The following is a 20,264-nucleotide window of genomic DNA, read 5'->3' on the forward strand; positions in this document are numbered from 1 at the left end:
CGCCATTGATTCACGTATGCCTGAATCCGTTGAGGGGGGGGTCGTCGTGGCGGAGCTGGCGTTCTCGACGAGCGATCTGGCGCGGGTACGGTTCGCCGTCTCACCGATGTGGGAGGTCGCCCCCAGCTTCCGACTGCTGACGTCCGCCGCCGCGCACCCGATACACCGGCCCTGGGCCGACCAGGTACGCCCGCGTATGGTGGCCGCCGGGCTGGACCGGGGTTGGCTCCGCGAGCTGGTCCCGCCCACCGGCGGCTACGTTCCCGACTTCCTCAACCCCGCCCCCACCGGACCGGCCCCCACCCCGGCGGCGGAGCGTGACGCGATCCGGGCCTCGGCCGCCGACCGGGTACGCCAGGACCTCGACCACCTCGCCCGCCATCAGGGGAACCTCGGCCCCCGGTTGAGAGCCCTGCGCGACGACCCACCGGGCCTCCTGGCCAAACTCACGGAAGAACTCGAAACGTACTGGGAGCTGGTACTCGCCCCCTACTGGGCACGCATCCGGGCAGTCCTGGACGCGGATATCCGCTACCGGGCCCGTCTGGCCGCCGAGCACGGCACCGGCCACCTCCTCAACGACTTGCACACGTCGCTGAGCTGGGACGGCACCGCGCTGCGGATGACCCGCCGAAAGCAGCCACTGACCCGCACGACAGCGGGAACGGGGCTGCTGCTGATCCCCTCGGTCTTCACCGGGCCGGGACTGCGCACCCGTACGACGCTGCCGGACCCGCCTCAACTCGCCTATCCCGCACGCGGTGTCGGCACGCTGTGGGAGCCACGCTCCGTCACCCGGACCGACGCCCTCGCCGCCGTACTGGGCCGCTCACGGACCCTGGTCCTGGCCGAGTTGGAGATCCCGGACTCCACCACCCAGCTCGCCCACCGCACCGGACTCTCCCCCGCCGGGGTGTCCCAGTGCCTCACCGCGCTCCGCGACGCGGGCCTGGTCAGTGCTCACCGCGCCGGCCGCTCCGTCCTCTACGCCCGCACCGCCGCGGCCGAAGCCCTCCTCCAGGCCGCCTCCGCCTGACCCGCGTCAACCCTCGCCCTACCCGAGCGGCTCCGGTCGGGAGCCGTTGGCCAGGGTCAGGAGGAGGTGGGCGGATTCCGGGTGGAAGTAGTCGGAGTGGGCGCGGAGGGGGTTGAGGTGGCTGTTGCGGTAGCGCCAGCTCGCGTTGACGTTGACGAAGGCGTGGTCGAGGCAGGAGTGGGGGTAGGGGGCGTCGGCCGGGTGGAGGGGGGTGTGGGCGACGTCGTTGGGGGCCAGGTCCCCACGGGGTGGTGACAGGCGCATGCCGCCGTGGCCGATGCCGGGCAGGTGCTCGGCGCGCAGGTGGCAGTAGCCGGTGGCGCGGTCGTGGCGGGAGTGGGTGAAGACCATCGGGCCGCCGACCGGGGCGCGGTGGCCGCGCGTGCTCGGGCGCAGGGTGCGGAACGTGCCGTCGAAGGCGTTGCTGGGGGCCGCCATCTGAAACGCGGTGAGCGAGTCGACGGTGAAGGGCCGGCCAGGGTCGGTGGCGACGCTCCAGGCGAGGGTGTCGCCGGCGTCGGCGGCCCACTGCACGGCCTCGCACAGGAACCGGCCGCCGAAGGAGTGGCCGACCAGGTGGAGGTAGCGGCCGGTCGAGGTAAGCAGGGTGTTTGCTTTGGGGTCGCCGCGTTCGGCGTCGAGGTAACCGAGCAGGTGGCCGAGGACGTGGGGGGCGTAGCCACGGCCGGGGGCGCTCATGGCGTGCGCCAGGTCGCGTACGGCGTAGTAGCCGCGCAGCGAGAGCCGCGACGAGGAGGGCCAGCGGACGACCACGGTCCAGGGGGCGAAGTCGGCGGCGGGCAGCCGGGGGTAGAGGTGCGGGCGGCGGGCGTGCTGTTCGTGGACGAGGGCCAGCAGGCGCTCGGCGTTGCGCAGGGCCGCGTCGGGGCCGGTCTGCCAGCCGTGGGCGTAGACCAGGATGTCGGTGGCCCGGTCGGGGGGCCGCAGCCAGCTCGCCAGGTGGTCGGCGAGCCGGTCGGCGGGTACCGGGTCGCCGGTGTCGGGGGCCAGCAGCCAGCCCCTGTGGTCGAGGTCGACGGTGGCGAAGGCGTCGGGGGCCGGCGCGTGGGCGGCCCCGGACCGGCGGCGCCGGCCCGGGGTGCGGGGGTGGAGGGGGCGGCTGTGCGGCGCGGTCACGGGGCGGTCGCTCCTTCGTCCGGGGCGGGTGGGGCGAGCCTGCTGTCCAGGCCGCACTGGAGTCCGTAGATGAGGCCGAGCGGGTTGTGGTACTCGGCGGCGAACCAGCGGACGGTGTCGCGTACGGCGGTGCCCGCCGCCGCCCGGTCGACCAGGTAGCGGGTCAGGAAGCGCAGCGCGAACTCCACGCCGAAGACCTGGGGTACGGCGATGTGCGGGGCCAGTACGCCCTGGGCGCCGTGTCGGATGAGGCTGCCGGCCAGGCTGGCGAAGCGGCCGGTCACCGGGGAGCCGGCGTAGCAGACGTTCAGCACGACCATCGGGTGGAAGGGCACGAACGCGCCCCGGCGGCGGTTGGCCTCGGTGTGCCGCTTGCGGGTGCTGTCTATCCGGCCGGCGTGCACGGAACGGGCGTCGGTGAGCTGGAACGCCTGCCAGGTGGCGTCGCCGTCGCTGATGACGGCGCCGTGGCAGAAGAAGTACATGAGGTCCTCGTCGAAGTGGGCCATGGCCAGGTCCGCGAGGAGGGCGTCGCTGTGCGTCCGCTCGGTCAGCTCCGTCTGGTCGTCCAGCAGCTTGTGCACCTCGGCGACGCGTGGCGTCTTGCGCAGCCGGTGGTCGACATTGGCGCTGCTGACCGGGCGGGCCCGGTTGGCGACGTAGTAGAAGTCGGTCTCGTACGCGCCGGACGCGGCCTCGATGAGGTGCCGGTGTCCGAGGAAGAGATCGAAGAGGGCGGGGAGGTCGGGGGCGTCGGGGGCGTCGGGGGCGTCGGGGGCGTCGGGGGCGTCGGGGGCATGGTGGGCATGGTGGGCATGGTGGGCGTCGGGGGCATGGTGGGCTTCGGGGGTTTCGGTGGCTTCGAGGGTCCCGGTTTCGGGGTGGCCGGCGAGGCCGTGGGAGACGGTGGGGGCCGTGGCGGTGGCGGGCGGGGCGTATGGGGCGTGCGTGTCGTACGCGACGATGTGGGGCGGCGGGGTGGCTATCGGCGGGGTGTGCGCGTCCAGGGCCAGCAGCGGCCAGGGCAGGTCGAGGTCGGAGTCGAAGCGGATACGCAGGTCACGGCGGTGCAGGGCGGCCATGAGGAAGGTGCGCAGCCGCACGAGGTTGGGGTCGTTGCCGTCGAGGAGTTCCTCCAGGAGGTGGCTGCCGCCCCGGGCCAGCTCGGCGACGCGTGAGCGCACCTCGCCGGGCGGGCGGGCGCCGAGGTCGGCGACGCTGGCGTACGGGCGGATGCCGGCGGCCGGGTCGGCCGGCTGGTAGTCCACGAACGCCTTCCAGTCCGCCAGGAGTTGGGCCGTGAGGTCCTTGACGTCCCGGACGTCCGACTCAAGGAGGGCCCAGTGCTCGCGGGTGCGGGAGCGGGGCAGGACGGCGGTCTCGCCCCACAGGCTGATCATCGGCTGACCGCCGCCGCCCGGGAGGCGCAGGCAGACGATGAGGTCGCGGGGTTCACGGGCCGGTGAGCCCGGCAGGAGGCGGTAGCCGCTACTCGCGTTCTGACTTGGCGTCAGGGGTATGTTCTCGTCCAACGGCTCAGGACTCCGGCGCCTGGTGCGTGTCGGCTGCCTCGACCGAGGTCGCGGGCGCGCCGGGGGGCGGGTCGGCCTCCGGCGCGGGGCGCGCGGGGGCCTCGATCGTCATGGTGGCGTCGAGTTCCTGGAGCACGACTCCGTAGCCTCGGTCGTAGACGGTGAACCGGAGTTGGTGCTCGCCCGGCTCGTGGGCCGTGAACACGAAGGTGGCCGCCTCCTCGCTGGCGTGCCCCGCGTGGTAGCTGCGGGTGGGCGGCATGATGCGGGCCGCCGTGCGTGTCGCGGCGACCAGGACGAGGTGGGCCGACGGGTGCTCGGGCTGGCGCGCCCACGGGTGCTCGTCGGGCACGTCGAGGGCGAATTCGAGCACGGCGGGCGCCCCCACCCGGGCCGGCCCGTCGCGCAGCGTCAGCCGCGGCGTACAGGGCGGCCCGGCGGGTGGTACGGGAGGCGCGAACGGGGACGGGGCGCCGGCCCGGTGGGGTGCCGGCGGGGACAGGGAGGCCAGGTCGGAGAGGCGGGGCACCGGGCTGGACGCACCCGGCGGCCCTCCGGGCAGGCCCGGCGGCCAACTGGCCGCGCGGGGCGGCGGCCCGGGGAGGCGGGGCGGCGGCTCGGGGGGCCAGGAAGGTCCGCTTGGCCAGGTCGGCGCGGCGTCCGTCCACGGCGGCACGTCCGCTGCCCACGGCGGGACCTCGGCCTCCCACGGCGGCACGTCGGTGGCCTCTGCCGGCGCCGCGCCCGCGTCCGTCCATGTCGGCGTGTCGGGCGCCCCTGACCGCGCCGTGTCCGTGTCCGCGTCCGTCCATGTCGGCGTGTCGGGCGTCCCCGACCGTGTCGTGTCCGCGTCCACGTCCGCGTCCACCCAGCGTGGTGCCTCGTCCGCCGGGGCGGGTGGCTCGGCGGGCGGCGGCTGGTGCGGGTGCCTGGGCGTCCCGGCCTCTCGCGGCGGTTCCTGGGCGGCCTCGGCCTCGGCCCCGTGGGTGGGGGGCTGGGGCGGGGTTGCCTCCGGGTGCGGCTCGGGGCGGGGCGGTTGGTTGGGCTCCCGGCCGGGCGCGGGTGGTGCCGGTGGGTTGGGCCCGGGGCGGGGCGGCTCGGCTGTGGTGCGGTCCGGGTCGGGTCGGCCCGTGTCGGAGCGGCCCGTGTCGGGGCGGCCCGTGTCGGGGCGACCCGTGTCGGAGCGGCTCGGGTCCGGGTGGCGCGGGGTCGAGCGGCCGGTGGGTGGGCGGCTCGCGTCTGGTCGGGCCGCCTCGGGTCGGAGCGCCTCCGGTCGGGCGGTGGTCGGGCGGGCCGTGCGGTGTCGTGGCGGTCTCGTGTCCGGCCAGCGGACTTCCCGTTGGGCGAACCGGTATGTCGCCTCGGGCACGCCGCGCGGGCCGCCCCGGGCGGGGTCGCCGTGCGACCGGTCGTCGGTGGCGGTGGCGGTGGCGGACCCGGGGTGCGGCATCGCCGAGGGGGGATACGACATCGGCAAGACGGGCCCGTAGCCGACGCCCTCCGGCGCGGAGTCTGGTGGCGCAGGTTCGGTACGGGGGGCGTGGGGGCGGGCTCTCGCGTCCCGGCTCCGGTTCCTGACGTACGCCACCGCGTGCCACAGGCACTTCCCGCCCAGCACCACGAGGCCGGAGGTCAGGCCGAGGACGACGGCGGTCAGGAGCAGGGTGGCCACGTCCTGCGAGGTGGACTTGCCGGCCAACCGCAGGCCCAGCATGGCCGCGAGGGCGCCGGCGGTGAAGGCGGCGGCGATGCGGCTGCCGACGAGGGCGCCGATGTGGATGAGCAGGCCGCGCAGGCGCTGCCAGCGCGTGCGCCGCTGGGGGGTGGCCAGCGCCCAGTGGGTGTCGGTGACCGGTTCCTGGCGGTCGGCGGCGGCGCGCAGGGCGGCGGTGACGGAGCCCGTCTTCGGCCGGGCACCCGGGTGCGGTGCGAGCAGGCCCTCGACCAGCGGCGCGAACTCCCGCTGGCGGCGTACGCGGGGCGGGCGAGCGTCCCGGAGCGCCTTGAGCCGGGGGCCGGGCAGGGGGCCGCGCAGCGGGCGGCGCCCCTCGACCATCTCGTACAGGGTCATGCCCAGCGCCCACAGGTCGCCCTGCGGTGTCGGGGCGGGGGCGGCGCCGCGTTCCCCGCCGGGCGTCAACTCCGGTGCCGTGTACTGCGAGTGGGGACGGCCGGGGCATAACGGCGGCGCCCCGTACGCCGGATCGGCTGGCTGGAACCCGTAGCCGGGCAGCGCCGCCGTGCCGTCCTCGCGGAAGAGGATGCCGCGCGGGCCGATCTGACCGTGTGCCGCGCCGGCGGCGTGCAGCGCTTCGAGCGCGCTCGCCACCTCCAGGCCGATGTGGGCGGCGGCGGCCGCCGGCAGCCGCCCGTGCGCGCGCAACAGGGTGTGCAGCGAGCGCGGTACGACCGGCTCCATCACCACCCAGAGCGCGTCCGCTTCCTCGATGACGTCGTGGACGGCGAGCAGATGGGCGTTGGACGGCTCGGAGACGGGTCGCACCTGGCGGGCCAGCGCGCCGGGCGCCCAAGCACCGTACTTGGCGGTGTCGCGGCCGTGGCGGCGGTCGTCCGACGCGTGGGGGCGGAGCTGTTGGATGAGGACGTCCCGCCGCTCCGTACGGTCGTAGCCCGACCAGTAGGTGGAGCCAGCGGACTCGCCCCAGGGTGCGCGCAGCGCGTAACGGTCCCGGAGGACGTCAGGGTGCGCGCCGGTCATGGAGCCCCCCGTCCTCCCCCGTCTGCGTCCGGCGCCACCGTGCCCGCCGGATACGGGGAGGATAGCCCGGGGTTGGCGGGAGCAGCAGGTCCCGGGATGACATCCGGCGGGGCGCGCGGGAGTGCGGCCGGCGGCGGGGCGGGCGGGCCGAGCATCGGTGTGGGGGCGCGGGGCGGCCTGGTCGGCGCCGCGTCAACCGGGCGCTCGCAGCGCCGACTTGTGCCCCGGTCAGGAACGACCGCGTGGGCGCGGGGGTCCGGTCGCGCCGTGGCGCACTCGCCCGGCGGGGCGGTTGGTGGGGGCGGCTGGTGGCCACGGGGGGGCCGGTGCGGGCTCGCCATGATCGCTTAGGGTGCTGAACGAAGGCTTACCTAAGGCAAGGGGAGGGGCGTCATGTTCGGTTCTTCCGTGCGGGTGCGGCGGGCACTGGTCGGGGTTACCGCGTCGGCCGTGGTCGGGGCGATCGCGGCGGCGGGGTCTCCCGGGGCGTTCGCCGCCGGGGGTGACGTACGAGCGGGGGCGCCGGCGCGAGCCGCCGCGCACCAGGCCACGCAGGACGCGTTGGACGGGCTGGTGAAGGCCGGGATGCCCGGCGTGGCCGCGACGACGAAGTCGGCGGACGGGAAGCAGTGGTTCGGGTCGGCGGGGTACGCCGACACCGAGACGGGGCGCGAGCGGAGCGCGGCCGACCACTTCCGGGCCGGCAGCATCACCAAGACGTTCATGGCCACCGTGCTGCTCCAGTTGGAGGCCGAGGGCGAGATCGACCTCGACGACTCGGTGGAGAAGTGGCTGCCCGGCGTGGTGAAGGGTGACGGGTACGACGCCAGCCGGATCAGCGTGCGGCAGATGCTCAACCACACCAGCGGCATCCACGACAGTGTGGAGACGCCGGAGTGGCAGCAGACCATGAACGGCCCCGGCTTCTTCACGCACCGGTTCGACGTGAAGAAGCCCGAGGAGATCGTGGCCATGGCCCTGAAGTACCCGCCGTACTTCAAGCCGGGCGGTGGCTGGCACTACTCCAACACCAACTACGTGCTCGCCGGCATGGTCATCGAGAAGGTGACCGGCGACAGCTACGCGCACCAGGCGGAGCGGCGGATCATCAAGCCGCTCGGGCTGCGGCACACCTCGTTCCCCGGTACGAGGACCACGCTGCCCACGCCGCACTCCGTCGGCTACTCCAAGCTCTACGCGCCGAACCCGGGCCCGGAGGTCTACGACGCCACCGAGTACAGCCCTACCTGGTCCGGCGCGACCGGCGAGATGATCAGCACCGGCGCGGATCTGAACACCTACTTCCGCGCCCTCACCCGGGGCCGGCTGCTGCCGAAGCAGCAGACGCGGGAGATGTTCACGGCCGTGGAGACCGGTCAACACTTCCGGTACGGGCTCGGGCTCATCGCGCGCGACCTGTCCTGCGGCGAGACGGTCTGGGGCCACGACGGCATCGTGTGGGGCTCGTTGACCAGCTCCGCCACGACGCGCGACGGCGCGCACTCGCTGACGTTCCAGATCAACGGCGACTGGCTGGCCGACGGCGCCCCGTACGAGCGGGTCTTCGAGGCCGAGTTCTGCGCCCCGGGGCAGACGATGCGGAAGTGATGGCGGGTTCGTAGATCGTCCGTAGATCGTTCGCGGATCGACCGTGGGTCGTTCGTGACGCGTTCGTAGGGCGCGGGCCCCGGTCGGGCTGGTCGCTCGGCGCGGGGCCCGTGGCCTTTGCGTACAACCGCCGCGCCCCGTCAGAGAGTCGCGTGGCGGCGCGGTGCGGTGAGCTGTGGGGGCGGGCGGGGCCCCTGGCCACGGGGGAAGCTCTTGGGGCCCCGCCCTGTCGGTGCGGTCGCCACGGCGGGCGACCGGCGCCGGCCACCCCGGGGGGAAGGTGGCCGGCGCGGTGGTCAGGTCTCGTCCGACTTCTCGCGGGCGGGCGCGTCCGCGTCCGGGGCGTCCGTGCCCGTGGCGCCCGGTTTGGGGCCCACGCTGGCGAGGCCGGCGATGGCCACTCGGGCGGCGCGGCTGAGGGCGAGGCGGAGTTCGTCGGCGGAGGCGTCGCGGGCCAGGCAGATCAGGGCCGTGTTCACCAGGGCGCCGACGAGGGCGCCGACCGCTGCCGCCGCCTCCGGCTCGGTCAGCTCGTCGCCGTACGCCTCCAACAGGGCCGCGGTGAGCTGACGTTGGGCCTCGAAGAGCCAGTGCAACGCGCGGGCCTGGAGCGCGGGGGACGAGAGGATGAGCCGCACGCGCAGCGAGGGCACCTCGCCGGTGAGGTCGGCCGCGGCGTCGGGTGAGACGACGGAGCCCTCCAGGGCGCGCAGCAGCAGGTGGGCGACGGTCTCCTGGGGGCGGCGGTCGGCGACCGCGCGCACCAGGGCGTCGACGCGCTGCTGGCTGTCGGCGAAGAGGACGTCGTCCTTGCCGGGGAAGTAGCTGAAGAAGGTGCGGGTCGAGACGTCGGCCGAGGCGGCGATCTGGGCCACCGTCGTCTCCTCGTACCCCCGCTCCGCCACCAGGCGCACGGCCGCCTCTATCAGCGCGCGCCGCGTGCGCAGCTTCTTGCGCTCGCGGAGCCCCATGGGCTCCGGCGGGACAGCCGTCGTCTCGATCATGCGCACAGCCTACCCAACTTTCGGCACCACATGCATTTTTGCATGCCTTGCAGTTTTTCTCTGACTGAGCTTTTATCAAAACATGGAGCGCTTACTACATTCCCTTGGTCGAATGTGTGCTGTCCGCCCCTGGCGCACGATCGGTGCCTGGTTGGTCGCGGCGGTCGCCCTGCTCGCCGTCGGGCAGGCGGCGGGCGGCACGTTCGTGAACGACTTCCGGGTGCCGGGCGTGGAGTCGCAGGAGGCCACGGACACCGCGCGGGACCACTTCCCCGCCTTCGGCGCCGTGGACTCACAGATCGTGTGGCGGGCACCCGAGGGCGCGCTGGACGATCCGAAGCGCTCCGCCGCCGTGCGGCAGATGCTGGCCGACATCGAGAAGCAGCCCGACGTCAGCAAGGTGGACCAGCCGCTGCCGAGCCCGAACGGCAAGGCCGCCACCACCACCGTCAGCTACGACCAGGAGCTGGGCGACCTCGACACGTCGCACTACGAGCGGCTTGACGAGGCCGCCGAGGGGACCCGGGCGGCCGGTCTCGACGTCGAGTTCCGTGGCATGGTCATCGACCTGGGCACCGAGCCCACCACCAGCGCGGCCGAACTCGTCGGCGTCGGCGCCGCGTTGATCGTGCTGATCATCGCCTTCGGCTCGCTGGTCGCGGCCGGCCTGCCGCTCGTCGTCGCCGCCATCGGCATCGTGGCCGGCACGGCGCTGGTGCTGCTGGTCGGCGCCGTCATCGACATCCCGACCTCGGCGCCGATCATCGCCGTGATGCTGGGGCTCGGCGCTGGCATCGACTACGCGCTGTTCATCCTGAGCCGGTTCCGGGCCCAACTCGCCGCGGGCGACGCGCCCGCCGACGCCGCCGGGCACGCCTCGGCCGTCGCGGGGCACGCCGTCGTCTTCGCGGGCGGCACCGTGGTCGTGGCCATCCTCGGGCTGAGCTTCGCCGGCATCCCGTTCGTCGGCGCCATGGGCATCGCGGGCGCGATCACGGTGGGCGTGATGATGGTCGCCGCGCTGACCCTGCTGCCCGCGCTGCTCGGCCTGCTCGGGCACCGGGTCAACGCGCTGCCGCTGCCGAAGCTGCGGCGTACGGGGCGAGGGCGCGGCAAGGCCGCCCCCGCGCCTCGGCCCGCGAGCGATGACGGGGAGCCGGCCGGGCCTGCCCAGGGCGCGGACCTCACGCTGGACGCGCACGGCGTCGCCGCGCCGCCGACCGACTCGCGCGCCGCGCACTGGGGCGACCACGTGCACCGGCACCGGCTGGTGTACGCCTGCGGCGCCACGGCGGTGCTCATCGCGCTCACCGCTCCCCTGCTGTCGCTGCGGCTCGGCAACCCCGACGACGGCATCCAGCCGCCCGACCTGACCCAGCGGCAGGCGTACGACCACATCGCCGACAACTTCGGGCCCGGGTGGAACGCGCCGCTGGTCATCACCGTCACCGACGCCGAGCGGGGCGGCGCCGAGGCGCTGGCCGCCGAGCTGAAGCGGGACCCCGAGGTCGCGCGGGTGACGGAGCCCGAGCGCAGCGACGACGGGGCGGCCTCGCTGGTGACCGTGGTGCCCCGGCACGCGCCGCAGGACAAGGAGGTCAGCGACCTCGTCCACCGCATCCGCGACGACCTCGCCCCGCGGGCGCTGGCCGACTCCGGGGGCCGGGCGCTGGTGGGTGGCTCCACGGCGCTTCAGATCGACATGGCCGACGTGGTCGGCGAGCGGCTGCCGTGGGTGGTGCTCGCGGTGGTGGGTGCCGGCACGCTGCTGCTGGTCGGCATGTTCCGGGCGCCGGTGGTCGCGCTCAAGGCGGCCGTGATGACGCTGCTGTCCATCGGGGTGTCCTTCGGCGTCATCACCGCGATGTTCCAGTGGGGTTGGGGCCTGGACCTGGTCGGCGTGGACAAGACCGTGCCGATCATGTCGGCGGTGCCGATGCTGCTGTTCGCCGTGTTGTTCGGCCTGTCGATGGACTACGAGGTGTTCCTGCTCTCGGCCATCCGCGAGTCGTACGAGAAGACGGGCGACCCGCGCCGCGCCGTCATCGCCGGGCTCTCCTCCACGGCGGGCGTGATCACGGCCGCGGCCGTCATCATGGCCTGCGTGTTCCTGAGCTTCGTCTCGGTGCCGGAGACCCTCATCAAGATCATCGGCATTGGCCTGGCCACCGCCGTCGTCATCGACGCGACGCTGATCCGGATGGTGCTGGTGCCGGCGGTGATGGGCCTGCTGGGCGACGCGGCCTGGTGGCGCCCGGGGCGTCGTAAGGAGGACGCCGCGGCGGTCGCCCCGGGCGGCGGCGGTGACGGTGGCCCCGGCGGGTCCGGGGGCGAGCGGGCCCCGGTCGGGAGGTGACGGGTGCGCCCCGCCCGCCGGTACGGAGCGGCGGGCGGGGCGCGGGCGCGCGCGACGGGGCCGGCGGGCGTCGTCGTACGAGCGCGGACGCGCGGCGCGACGGGGCGGGCTGTGGCGTCGTGCGGGGGCGGCGAAAGCCGCGGGCGCGGGGCGCGGGGGTACGGAACGATGGCGGCGGGCCGGCCGCTCGGGTCGTGTGCGGGCCGGCCGGCGCACCCGTACCGCACGTGAGGATGCAGCCTGATGGATGTTCTTGCCGCACACCGTGACCTGTTGGGCCGGTTGCTGCCCGCCGACGAGCCGGGCGACCTCGTCGTCCACGAGGGGCAGTTCCACCGGGTGGTGGTCGGCGCGGAGCGCGTCGTGTGTCTGCCGCGCAGCGACGCGGCGGCGGCCCGGCTGCCCGCGCGGGCGGCCGTGCTGCGCACGCTGGCCGGGCTCGACCTCGGGTTCCGTACGCCCGTGCCGCTGCTCGCGGGTGAGCCGGGGCCTGACGGGCCGGGGTTCCTGGTGCTCAGCCGGGTGCCCGGGGCGCCGTTGGACGCGGCGGCCGTGGTGGGGCCGGGGGTGGCCGATGTCGTGACCGATACCGTGGCGGAGCAGTACGCGGCGCTGCTGACCGGGCTGGCGGCGGCCGGTGCCGACGCGGCGGTGCGCGCGGCGGTGCCGGTGGCGGAGGAGGACCGGTGGCGGCGGTTCGCGGCGCGGGTGCGCGCGGAGCTGTACGGCCTCATGTCGGAGGCGGGGCGGCGGCGGGCGGAGCGGGAACTGGTCGCGCTCGACGGCCTGCCGCACCGCGCGGACGCGGTGGTGCACGGCGACCTGGGGGCCGAGAACGTGCTGTGGACCCACGCCGATGACGGACTCCCCCGCCTTGGCGGCGTGGTGGACTGGGACGAGGTCGTCATCGGCGACCCGGCCGAGGACCTCGCGGCCATCGGCGCCAGCTACGGGTCGGAGTTCGCGGGGCGGGTGCGCGCGTACGGCGGCTGGACGGGGACCGAGTGGGACGCCCGTATCGACGCCATACAGGGCACGTTCGCCCTGCAACAGGCCCTGGCCGCGCACGAGGACGGTGACGCGGAGGAGCTTGCCGACGGGCTCGCCGGCTACCGCTGACGCGGGCGGGGCGGGCCCGCGCTCGCGAGCCCGCCCCGTGTTACCGCACCGTGCGGAGCGCGGGGATCACTCCGCGACGTACGTGCGGCCCTCCCAGTCGAAGACGCGCAGCACCGCTCCGTGCTGCGAGACGGTCTCCTGGGTGGCGCGGAAGTGCTCGTAGCAGTTGCCCATGGAGAGCTTCAGGTGCGACTGCCGTTCGTCGACGTGCCGGGTGCGGGCCTCGTCCGCCAGGTGCACGGGGCCGCCGCGCAGCAGCGCGTTCGGTGTGGTCGTCGTCGTGGTGGTCATGGTCGAGGTCGTGGCCATGGGCGCTCCCTTGTCCTTTCGTGGGTGGTGTGGCGTGGGTGGGTGTGAGGGTGTGCGTGGGGGGCGGCGGCTAGGCGGACGCGGCGCCGGCCACGAGGGCCTCGACGGGCAGGCGGAGCCAGTAACTGCCGCGCTGGAACGGGTAGGTGGGCAGTTCCACCAGGCGCCCGCCGAGCCCCGCGTAGGACTGTCGCCAGTCCACCGGGACCCCGGCGGCGTGCAGGTGTGCCAGCGCGGACAGCAGCCCGGCCCGGCTGCCGGTCGCGTCCAGGGCGCTGGCCGGCCGAACGCCGTCCGCGACGCCCGTGGCGCCCGTCGTCCAACCCGCGGCCAGGCCGTCGGACGCGGGGCCGAGCAGGAGCGAGCCGCCGGCCGTGCGGGAGGGCGCGGCCAACTCCTTGGCGGCCCAGTTGTGCGCCCAGTGCTCCGGGGTACGGAGCGCGTCCGGGGCGACCGGCCCGCCGGTGACGGCGGACAGCAGCGGGATGGTGGGCGAGCGCAGTTCCAGGCCGTCCAGCGTGGCGCGGAGCGCGGCCGTGTCGTCGGCGCCGGCGGTGGCGTCCGGGGCGTCGTCGGTACGGGCCAGGGCAAGGAGGAGTTCGACCGCGTCCTCGGGGCGCAGCACCTCGGCGGCGTACGCGGCGGCCAGGGCGCCCGGGCCCGCGCCGATGACCGAGGCCGGCGGCACGCCCCAGCCCTGGAGCAGCGTGAACAGCGCGCAGCCGACGGCGAAGGAGGCCGCGTGGGCCGTGGTGGGCGAGGGCGGCCACGCGCTGGTGTCGGTGCGCAGCGCCCAGTCCCGCGCCGCGTGCTCAAGCCGGGTGTCCAGGTGGGCGCAGACGGTGTCGAGCGCGTCGGCGAAGGCCGGGTAGGCGTCGTACAGCTCGCGTACGCCGGGCAGGCCGGCGCCTGTGCCGGGCGGCAGGGCGGGGAAGCCGAACACGGCGGTGCCCTCGGTGGCCGCCGCGACGCCCCGGATGACGGTGCCGGAGCCCTCCTGCGTCGTGCCGTCGGCCACCAGCCGCGCGAGGCCGGCCAGCAGGCCCGGCCGGTCGTCGGCGAGGACCACGGCGCGGTGCTCGAAGACGGCGCGGGACGCGGCCAGCGACCAGCCGACGTCCGTGGGCGTCAGCTCGGGCGCCTCGGCGAGGTGGGCCCGCAGCCGCTCGGCCTGGGCCCGCAGGGCGGGCGCGGAGCGGGCGGAGAGCGGGAAGGCCAGCACGCCGGGGGCCGAGGCGACCGGCTGGGACGCGGTGGCCGGTGCGGCGGGTTCGACGGGTTCGGCCGGGGGTTCCTCCACGATGATGTGCACCTTGGTGCCGCTGGCGCCGAACGAGGAGACGCCGGCGCGGCGCGGGCGCCCCGTCTCCGGCCACGGCACCGTCTCGGTCAGCAGCCGCACCGTGCCCGACGACTGGTCGATGTGCGGCGACGGCTCGTCCGAGTGCAGCGTCCTGGGCAGCACCCCGTGCCGCATCGCCAGCACCGTCTTGATGAGGCCGAGCACGCCGGAGGCGGCCTGCGGGTGGCCGGTGTTGGACTTGTACGAGCCCAGCCACAGCGGCTGCTCCGGGTCGCGGCCCTCGCCGTAGGTGGTCAGCAGCGCCTGGGCCTCGATCGGGTCGCCGAGCGGCGTTCCGGTGCCGTGGCCCTCGACGGCGTCCACCTGGTGGGCGGTGAGCCCGGCGTCGGCCAGCGCCTGGCGGATGACGCGCTGCTGCGATGAGCCGTTGGGCGCGCCGAGGCCGTTGCTGACGCCGTTGTGGTTGACGGCGGAGCCACGGATGACGGCGAGCACCCGGTGGCCGCTGGCCCGGGCCGTGGACAGCTTCTCGACGAGCAACATGCCCGCGCCCTCGCCCCAGCCGGTGCCGTCGGCGGCGGCCGAGAACGACTTGCAGCGGCCGTCGGGCGCGGCGCCGACGCCCATGTCGGGCGAGACGGCGGGGTTGGCCAGCACCGAGGCGCCGCCGGCCAGGGCCATGACGCACTCGCCCTGGCGCACCGCCTGGGCGGCCAGGTGGAGGGCGACCGAGGAGGACGAGCAGCCGGTGTCGACGGTCAGGACGGGGCCCTCGAAGCCGAAGGTGTAGGCGATGCGGCCGGTGGCGACGGCCGGGGAGATGCCGCCGCTGAGGAAGGAGCGCGCCTCGTCGGGCACCTGTTGCAGGCCGGTCCAGTAGCCCTGCGAGAAGGTGCCGGCGAAGACGCCGACCCGGCTGCCGCGCAGCGTGTGCGGGGAGAGCCCGGCGCGCTCGAACGCCTCCCAGGACATCTCCAGGAGCAGCCGGTGCTGCGGGTCCATGGCGATGGCCTCCGGCTCGCTGATGCCGAAGAACTCCGCGTCGAAGGAGGCCGCTTCGGCGAGGAACCCGCCCTCGCGCACGAACCGCATGCCGGGCACGTCCACGCCGGCGCCCTCCAGGGCCGCCACGTCCCAGCCACGGTCGGTGGGCAGCGGGCCGACGGCGTCGCGCTCGTCGGCGAGTAGTTGCCAGAGCTGTTCGGGGGTCTCCACTCCCCCGGGCGCCCGGCAGGCCATGCCGACGATGACGATCGGATCGTCGTCCGGGGTGGGGCTGCCCTCAACGGCCTTTGTCTGTACGGCTGTTGAGGGGGCGGACTGCTCGGGAGTGTCGGTGAGGTGGCCGACGAGTTGTTCGCGTAGCTCGCGGGCGAGCGCGGTGGGGGTCGGGTGGTCGAAGACGACGGTGGCGGGCAGCGTGAGCCCGGTGGCGGTGCCGATGCGGTTGCGCAGCTCGACCGAGGTGAGCGAGTCGAAGCCGAGGTCGCGGAAGGGCTTGCCGGGCTCCACGCCGTCCGGGCTGACGTGCCCGAGGACGGCGGCGACGTGGCCGCGTACGAGGTCGAGCGCGACCCGGTCGCGGTCGGAGGCGGGGGCGGCGGCCAGTGCCTGGGCGAACGCGCCGCGCTCGCCGTCGGCCGCCGCGCCGTGCGCGGGGCCGGTGGCGGGACCGGAGGTGGCGCTCAGCAACTCCCTGAGGTCGGCGAGGTCACGGAGCTGGGGGCGGGGGCGGGCGTCGAAGCCACCGCCGCGCTCGGCGATCTCCTCCCATTCGATGAGAGCCATCGCCACGCACGTCTCGTCGTGGTCGAGGACCTGGCGCAGCGCGCGCAGCGCCAGCTCCGGCTCGATCTCGGAGCCGCCCCGGCGGCGCAACTGCGCCTCGGCCTCGCCGGAGGCGATGCCGCCGCCGGCCCAGTGGCCCCAGGCGATGGCGGTGGCGGGGCGGCCCTGGGCGCGGCGGTGCCGGGCCAGGGCGTCGAGGTAGGCGTTGCCGGGCGCGTAGTTGCCCTGGCCCGGCACGCCGAACGTGCCGGCGAACGACGAGAACAGCACGAACGCCGAGAGGTCGGCGTCCCGGGTCAGCTCGTGCAGGTTCTCCGCGCCGCGCACCTTGACCCGCAGCACGCGGTCGAGCTGGTCCAGGGTGAGCGAGTCGAGCACCGCGTCGTCCAGGACGGCGGCGGTGTGCACGACGGCGCCCAGCGGGCGGTCGGCGGGGATGTCGGCGAGCAGCGCGGCCAGTTCGGCGCGGTCGGTGATGTCGCACGCGGCGACGGTCACCTCGGCGCCCGCCGCGCGGAGTTCGGCCGCGAGGGCGTCCGCGCCGGGGGCGGCGGGCCCTCGGCGGCTGACGAGCAGCAGGTGCTCGGCCCCGTTGTCGGCCAGCCAGCGGGCGACGTGGCCGCCGAGCGCGCCGGTGCCGCCGGTGATCAGCACGGTGCCACGGGGCGCCCAGGCGGGGTCCCGCGCCGGCTCGTGCCACGGGGCGCGCACCAGGCGGTTGGCGAAGACGCCGGCCGGGCGCACGGCCACCTGGTCCTCGCCGTCGAGCCCGGCGAGCACGTCGGCGAGTCGGCCACGGGAGCGCCGGTCCGCCGCCTGGGGCAGGTCGACGAGGCCACCCCAGCGCTCGGGCACCTCCTCGGCCGCGACCCGGCCAAGGCCCCAGACCTGGGCCTGGAGCGGGCTGGTGAGCGGGTCGGAGGGGCCGGTGGACACGGCGCCACGGGTCGCGCACCACAGCGGCGCCGTGATGGCCGCGTCGCCGAGCGCCTGGAGCAACGTCTGGGTGGCGGCGAAGCCGCGCGGGGTGGCCGAGTAACGGGCGTGCGCCGACTCGTCCAACGGCAGCAGCGACAGCACGCCGGCCAACTCTCCCGCCCCCTCGGCGGCCCGGCGCACCACGGTGGCCAGGGCGGCCCGGTCGGCGCCGTCGGTGTCCGGGTCGACGTCGAGGCGGACGAGGCCGGCGCCGCGCTCGGTGAGGGCGGCGGTGGCGGCGTCGGCCCACGGGTCGCTCGCGCGGGCCGTGGGCACGACGAGCAGCCAGGTGCCGGTCAGCGCGCCGGCCGGGTGGGTGACCGGGCGCCAACTGGTCACGTACCGCCAGGAGTCGATGGTGTCCTGGTCGCGCTGGCCGCGCCGCCAGTCGGCGAGGGCGGGCACCAGCGCCCTGAGGGGTTCGCCGGAGACGCCGAGTTCGGCGGCGAGCCCGTCGAGGTCGGCGTTCTCGACGGCGGACCAGAACCGCTCGTCGGCGCCGCTGGCTGGCGCGCCGCCGGGGCGCTGGGCCCCGTGCTCGGCGGGCGGCGCCTCCAGCCAGTACCGCTCGCGCTGGAAGGCGTACGTCGGCAGGTCGACGGTGCGGGCCCCGGGGAACTGCGGCGCCCAGTCGATCCGCGCGCCGGCCACGTGCGCCTCGGCCAGCGAGGTCAGGAACCGCCGCGATCCGCCGTCGTCACGCCGCAGCGACCCGACGGTGGTCACCGGCGCCTCCGCACCGGCCGTCTCCTGAATGCTCATCGACAGCACGGGGTGCGCCGCGCACTCCACGAAGAAGCCGAAGCCGTCCGCGATCAGCCGCTCCACGGCCGGCCCGAACCGCACCTCCTGCCGCAGGTTCCGCACCCAGTACGCCGCGTCGAGCCCGGCGGTGTCCACCGGCTCCGCCTCGACCGTGGAGTACAGCGGGATGTCGGCGGTACGAGGACTCACACCGTCCAGGACGCGCAACAGCTCGTCCCGGATCGACTCCACCTGCGGGGTGTGCGAGGCGTAGTCCACGGGGATGCGCTTGGCCCGCACCTCATCCGCCTCGCAGCCGGCGATCAGCTCATCGAGGGCGGCGGGCTCACCGGCGACGACGGTGGACGCCGCGCCGTTGACGGCGGCGACCGCGATCCGCGCACCGTACGGGGCGATCCGCTCCTCCGCCTCGGGGCGGGGCAGGCCGAGCGAGACCATCCCGCCCTTGCCGGCAAGGCGCTGGCCGATCACCTTCGACCGGAGCGCCACCACGCGCGCCCCGTCGCTGAGCGACAGCGCGCCGGCGACGACAGCGGCAGCGATCTCACCTTGCGAGTGACCCACCACAGCGGCCGGCTCCACGCCGTACGAACGCCACAGCTCGGCGAGGGAGACCATCACCGCCCACGAGACGGGCTGTACGACGTCAACCCGCTCCAGCGAGCCGTCCAGCTCGGCGGCGAAGTCCCAGTCAACGAACGGAGCCAACGCCTCACCACACCGCGCCATCGACTCCGCGAACACCGGAGCCGAGGCCATCAACTCCCGTGCCATGCCCACCCACTGAGCGCCCTGCCCCGGGAAGACGAAGACGGGGCGGGCCGTGCCGTCGGCGGTGCCACGGATGAGGTAGGCGGACTCGGCGCCCTCGGCGAGGAGGGTGAGGTGGTGTAGCAGGTCGTCCCGGTCGGCGCCGATGAGCGCCGCGCGGTGCGGGTGGGCGGTGCGGGTGGTGGCGAGGGAGAGGCCGAGGTCGGCGGCGGTCTGGGTCGGGTTGCGGCGCGCGTGGTCGAGCAGCCGGGTGGCCTGGTCGCGCAGCGCGGCGGGGCTCTTGGCGGACAGGAGCCAGGGCAGCGCCCCGGCGAGCCCTGCCGCCCCGTGCCCCGTGCCCCGTGCGGCCAGCTCCGTGCCCCGTGCTCCGTGCCCCGTGGCCGTCGCCCCGTGCCCCGTGCTCCGTGCGGCCGGCTCCGGGGCCTGCTCCAGGATGAGGTGGGCGTTGGTGCCGCTCATGCCGAACGAGGAGACGGCGGCCCGGCGCGGGCGCCCCGTCTCGGGCCAGGGGCGGGCCTCGGTGAGGAGTTCGACGGCGCCGGCGGACCAGTCGATGTGCGGCGACGGCTCGTCCACGTGCAGCGTCTTGGGCAGCACGCCGCCGCGCAGGGCCATCACCATCTTGATGACGCCGCCGATGCCGGCCGCCGCCTGCGCGTGGCCGAGGTTGGACTTGATGGAGCCGAGCCACAGCGGGTGCGGCGTCTGGTCCGGGGTGCGCCTGCCGTACGTGGCGAGCAGCGCCTCCGCCTCGATGGGGTCGCCGAGCCGGGTGCCGGTGCCGTGCGCCTCGACGGCGTCCACCTCGTGCACGCCGAGCCGGGCGTCGTCCAGGGCCTGGCGGATGACGCGGCGCTGGGACGGGCCGTTGGGGGCGGTGAGGCCGTTGCTGGCGCCGTCCTGGTTGACGGCGGAGCCGCGCAGGACGGCCAGGACCTGGTGTCCGTTGCGTACGGCGTCCGACAGGCGCTCCACGAGCAGCACGCCGACGCCCTCGGACCAGCCGGTGCCGTCGGCGCTGGCCGCGAACGCCTTGCAGCGGCCGTCCGGGGCGAGCCCGCGCTGCCGGCTGAACTCCTGGAACACGCCGGGGCTCGACATGATCGTCGCGCCGCCCGCGAGGGCCAGGGTGCACTCGCCCCGGCGCAGCGCCTGCGCCGCCAGGTGCAGCGCGACCAGCGAGGACGAGCAGGCGGTGTCCACGGTGACGGCGGGGCCCTCAAGGCCCAGGGTGTAGGCGACGCGGCCCGACACGACGCTGGTGGCGGTGCCGGTGAGGGTGTAGCCCTGCACGTCCTCGGGGAGTTCGTCCAGGTCGGTGCCGTAGGCGGGGGCGCCCGCGCCGACGTAGACGCCGGTCTTGCTGCCGCGCAGGGTCTCGGGCCTGATGCCGGACCGCTCCAGGGTCTCCCAGGCGGTCTCCAGGAGCAGCCGCTGCTGCGGGTCCATGGCAAGGGCCTCGCGGGGCGAGATCCCGAAGAACGCCGCGTCGAACTCGGTGGCGTCGTGGACGAAGCCGCCGTCGCTGACGTAGCTCGTGCCGTGCGTGGACAGCTCGGGATCGGTCAGCGCGGCCAGGTCCCAGCCACGGTCGGTGGGCAGCGGGGACAGCGCGTCGGCGCCGTCCACGACGAGTTGCCACAGATCCTCGGGCGTTGCCACGCCGCCGGGGAAGCGGCAGGCCATGCCGACGATGGCGATCGGCTCGCGCTGGGCGGCGAGGAGTTCCTCGTTGTGCTGGCGCAGCCGTTCGGCCTCGGTGACCGAGGCCCGGAGCGCTTCGACGATGGTTTCCGTTGAGGTGGCGGATCGTTGGGTGGTCATGTACGCACTCAGCTC

General features: G+C 75.3%; 10 protein-coding genes. 4 read left to right on the forward strand and 6 right to left on the reverse strand.

All coding sequences use genetic code 11. The features are described from left to right. The first annotated feature begins 16 nt into the window (after positions 1-16). Positions 17-1,036 carry an ArsR/SmtB family transcription factor gene (locus H7H31_RS09475; protein WP_187060882.1) on the forward strand — a complete coding sequence of 340 codons (1,020 nt, stop codon included), beginning with the start codon at positions 17-19 and terminating at the stop codon, positions 1,034-1,036. 18 nt (positions 1,037-1,054) lie between these two features. On the opposite strand, the gene H7H31_RS09480 is transcribed toward H7H31_RS09475, so the two are convergent. Genes H7H31_RS09480 through H7H31_RS09490 form a run of 3 tightly spaced genes read right to left on the reverse strand, consistent with a single transcriptional unit; the run spans position 1,055 to position 6,424 of the window. Beyond that, positions 1,055-2,173 carry a hypothetical protein gene (locus tag H7H31_RS09480; protein ID WP_269475445.1) on the reverse strand — a complete coding sequence of 373 codons (1,119 nt, stop codon included), beginning with the start codon at positions 2,171-2,173 and terminating at the stop codon, positions 1,055-1,057. Further along, positions 2,170-3,705: a hypothetical protein gene (locus H7H31_RS09485; RefSeq protein WP_187117859.1), complete on the reverse strand. Its 1,536-nt coding sequence runs from the start codon at positions 3,703-3,705 to the stop codon at positions 2,170-2,172. Before H7H31_RS09485 ends, H7H31_RS09480 begins: the two co-directional genes overlap by 4 nt. A 4-nt stretch (positions 3,706-3,709) precedes the next feature. Beyond that, complete coding sequence (locus H7H31_RS09490) at positions 3,710-6,424, reverse strand: protein kinase domain-containing protein (RefSeq protein WP_187117860.1); 2,715 nt, start codon at positions 6,422-6,424, stop codon at positions 3,710-3,712. A 393-nt stretch (positions 6,425-6,817) separates the two neighbouring features. On the opposite strand from H7H31_RS09490, the gene H7H31_RS09495 reads away from it, so the two are divergent. Beyond that, positions 6,818-8,032 (forward strand): serine hydrolase domain-containing protein, encoded by a 1,215-nt coding sequence (locus H7H31_RS09495; protein ID WP_187059609.1) that lies wholly within the window; start codon positions 6,818-6,820, stop codon positions 8,030-8,032. A gap of 296 nt (positions 8,033-8,328) precedes the next feature. Here the strand turns inward: H7H31_RS09495 and H7H31_RS09500 are convergent, their stop codons facing one another. Beyond that, the gene (locus H7H31_RS09500) at positions 8,329-9,036 is read right to left on the reverse strand and encodes a TetR family transcriptional regulator (protein ID WP_187062794.1); all 708 of its coding nucleotides are present in this window, start codon (positions 9,034-9,036) and stop codon (positions 8,329-8,331) included. Positions 9,037-9,148: 112 nt separating this feature from the next. Between H7H31_RS09500 and H7H31_RS09505 the strand changes: the two genes are divergently transcribed. Continuing rightward, positions 9,149-11,392 (forward strand): MMPL family transporter, encoded by a 2,244-nt coding sequence (locus H7H31_RS09505; protein WP_232109755.1) that lies wholly within the window; start codon positions 9,149-9,151, stop codon positions 11,390-11,392. Positions 11,393-11,635: 243 nt separating this feature from the next. After that, positions 11,636-12,511, forward strand: a complete 876-nt coding sequence (locus H7H31_RS09510) for a phosphotransferase family protein (RefSeq protein WP_187062796.1) — start codon at positions 11,636-11,638, stop codon at positions 12,509-12,511. A 66-nt stretch (positions 12,512-12,577) separates the two neighbouring features. On the opposite strand, the gene H7H31_RS09515 is transcribed toward H7H31_RS09510, so the two are convergent. Continuing rightward, positions 12,578-12,820: a DUF5988 family protein gene (locus tag H7H31_RS09515; protein WP_232109756.1), complete on the reverse strand. Its 243-nt coding sequence runs from the start codon at positions 12,818-12,820 to the stop codon at positions 12,578-12,580. A 70-nt stretch (positions 12,821-12,890) separates the two neighbouring features. Beyond that, positions 12,891-20,261, reverse strand: coding sequence for a type I polyketide synthase (locus H7H31_RS09520; protein WP_390858019.1), 7,371 nt, complete (start codon positions 20,259-20,261; stop codon positions 12,891-12,893). Positions 20,262-20,264: the final 3 nt, after the last annotated feature.

The sequence above is a fragment of the Streptomyces buecherae genome, assembly GCF_014295035.1.
Taxonomy (GTDB): Bacteria; Actinomycetota; Actinomycetes; order Streptomycetales; family Streptomycetaceae; genus Streptomyces; species Streptomyces youssoufiensis.

Excerpts from the sequence above, each read along its gene's own strand:
- H7H31_RS09475 (WP_187060882.1), top strand. The coding sequence starts at position 17 with ATGCCTGAATCCGTTGAGGGGGGGGTCGTCGTGGCGGAGCTGGCGTTC.
- H7H31_RS09490 (WP_187117860.1), bottom strand. The coding sequence starts at position 6,424 with ATGACCGGCGCGCACCCTGACGTCCTCCGGGACCGTTACGCGCTGCGC.
- H7H31_RS09495 (WP_187059609.1), top strand. The coding sequence starts at position 6,818 with ATGTTCGGTTCTTCCGTGCGGGTGCGGCGGGCACTGGTCGGGGTTACC.
- H7H31_RS09500 (WP_187062794.1), bottom strand. The coding sequence starts at position 9,036 with ATGATCGAGACGACGGCTGTCCCGCCGGAGCCCATGGGGCTCCGCGAG.
- H7H31_RS09505 (WP_232109755.1), top strand. The coding sequence starts at position 9,149 with ATGTGTGCTGTCCGCCCCTGGCGCACGATCGGTGCCTGGTTGGTCGCG.
- H7H31_RS09510 (WP_187062796.1), top strand. The coding sequence starts at position 11,636 with ATGGATGTTCTTGCCGCACACCGTGACCTGTTGGGCCGGTTGCTGCCC.
- H7H31_RS09515 (WP_232109756.1), bottom strand. The coding sequence starts at position 12,820 with ATGGCCACGACCTCGACCATGACCACCACGACGACGACCACACCGAAC.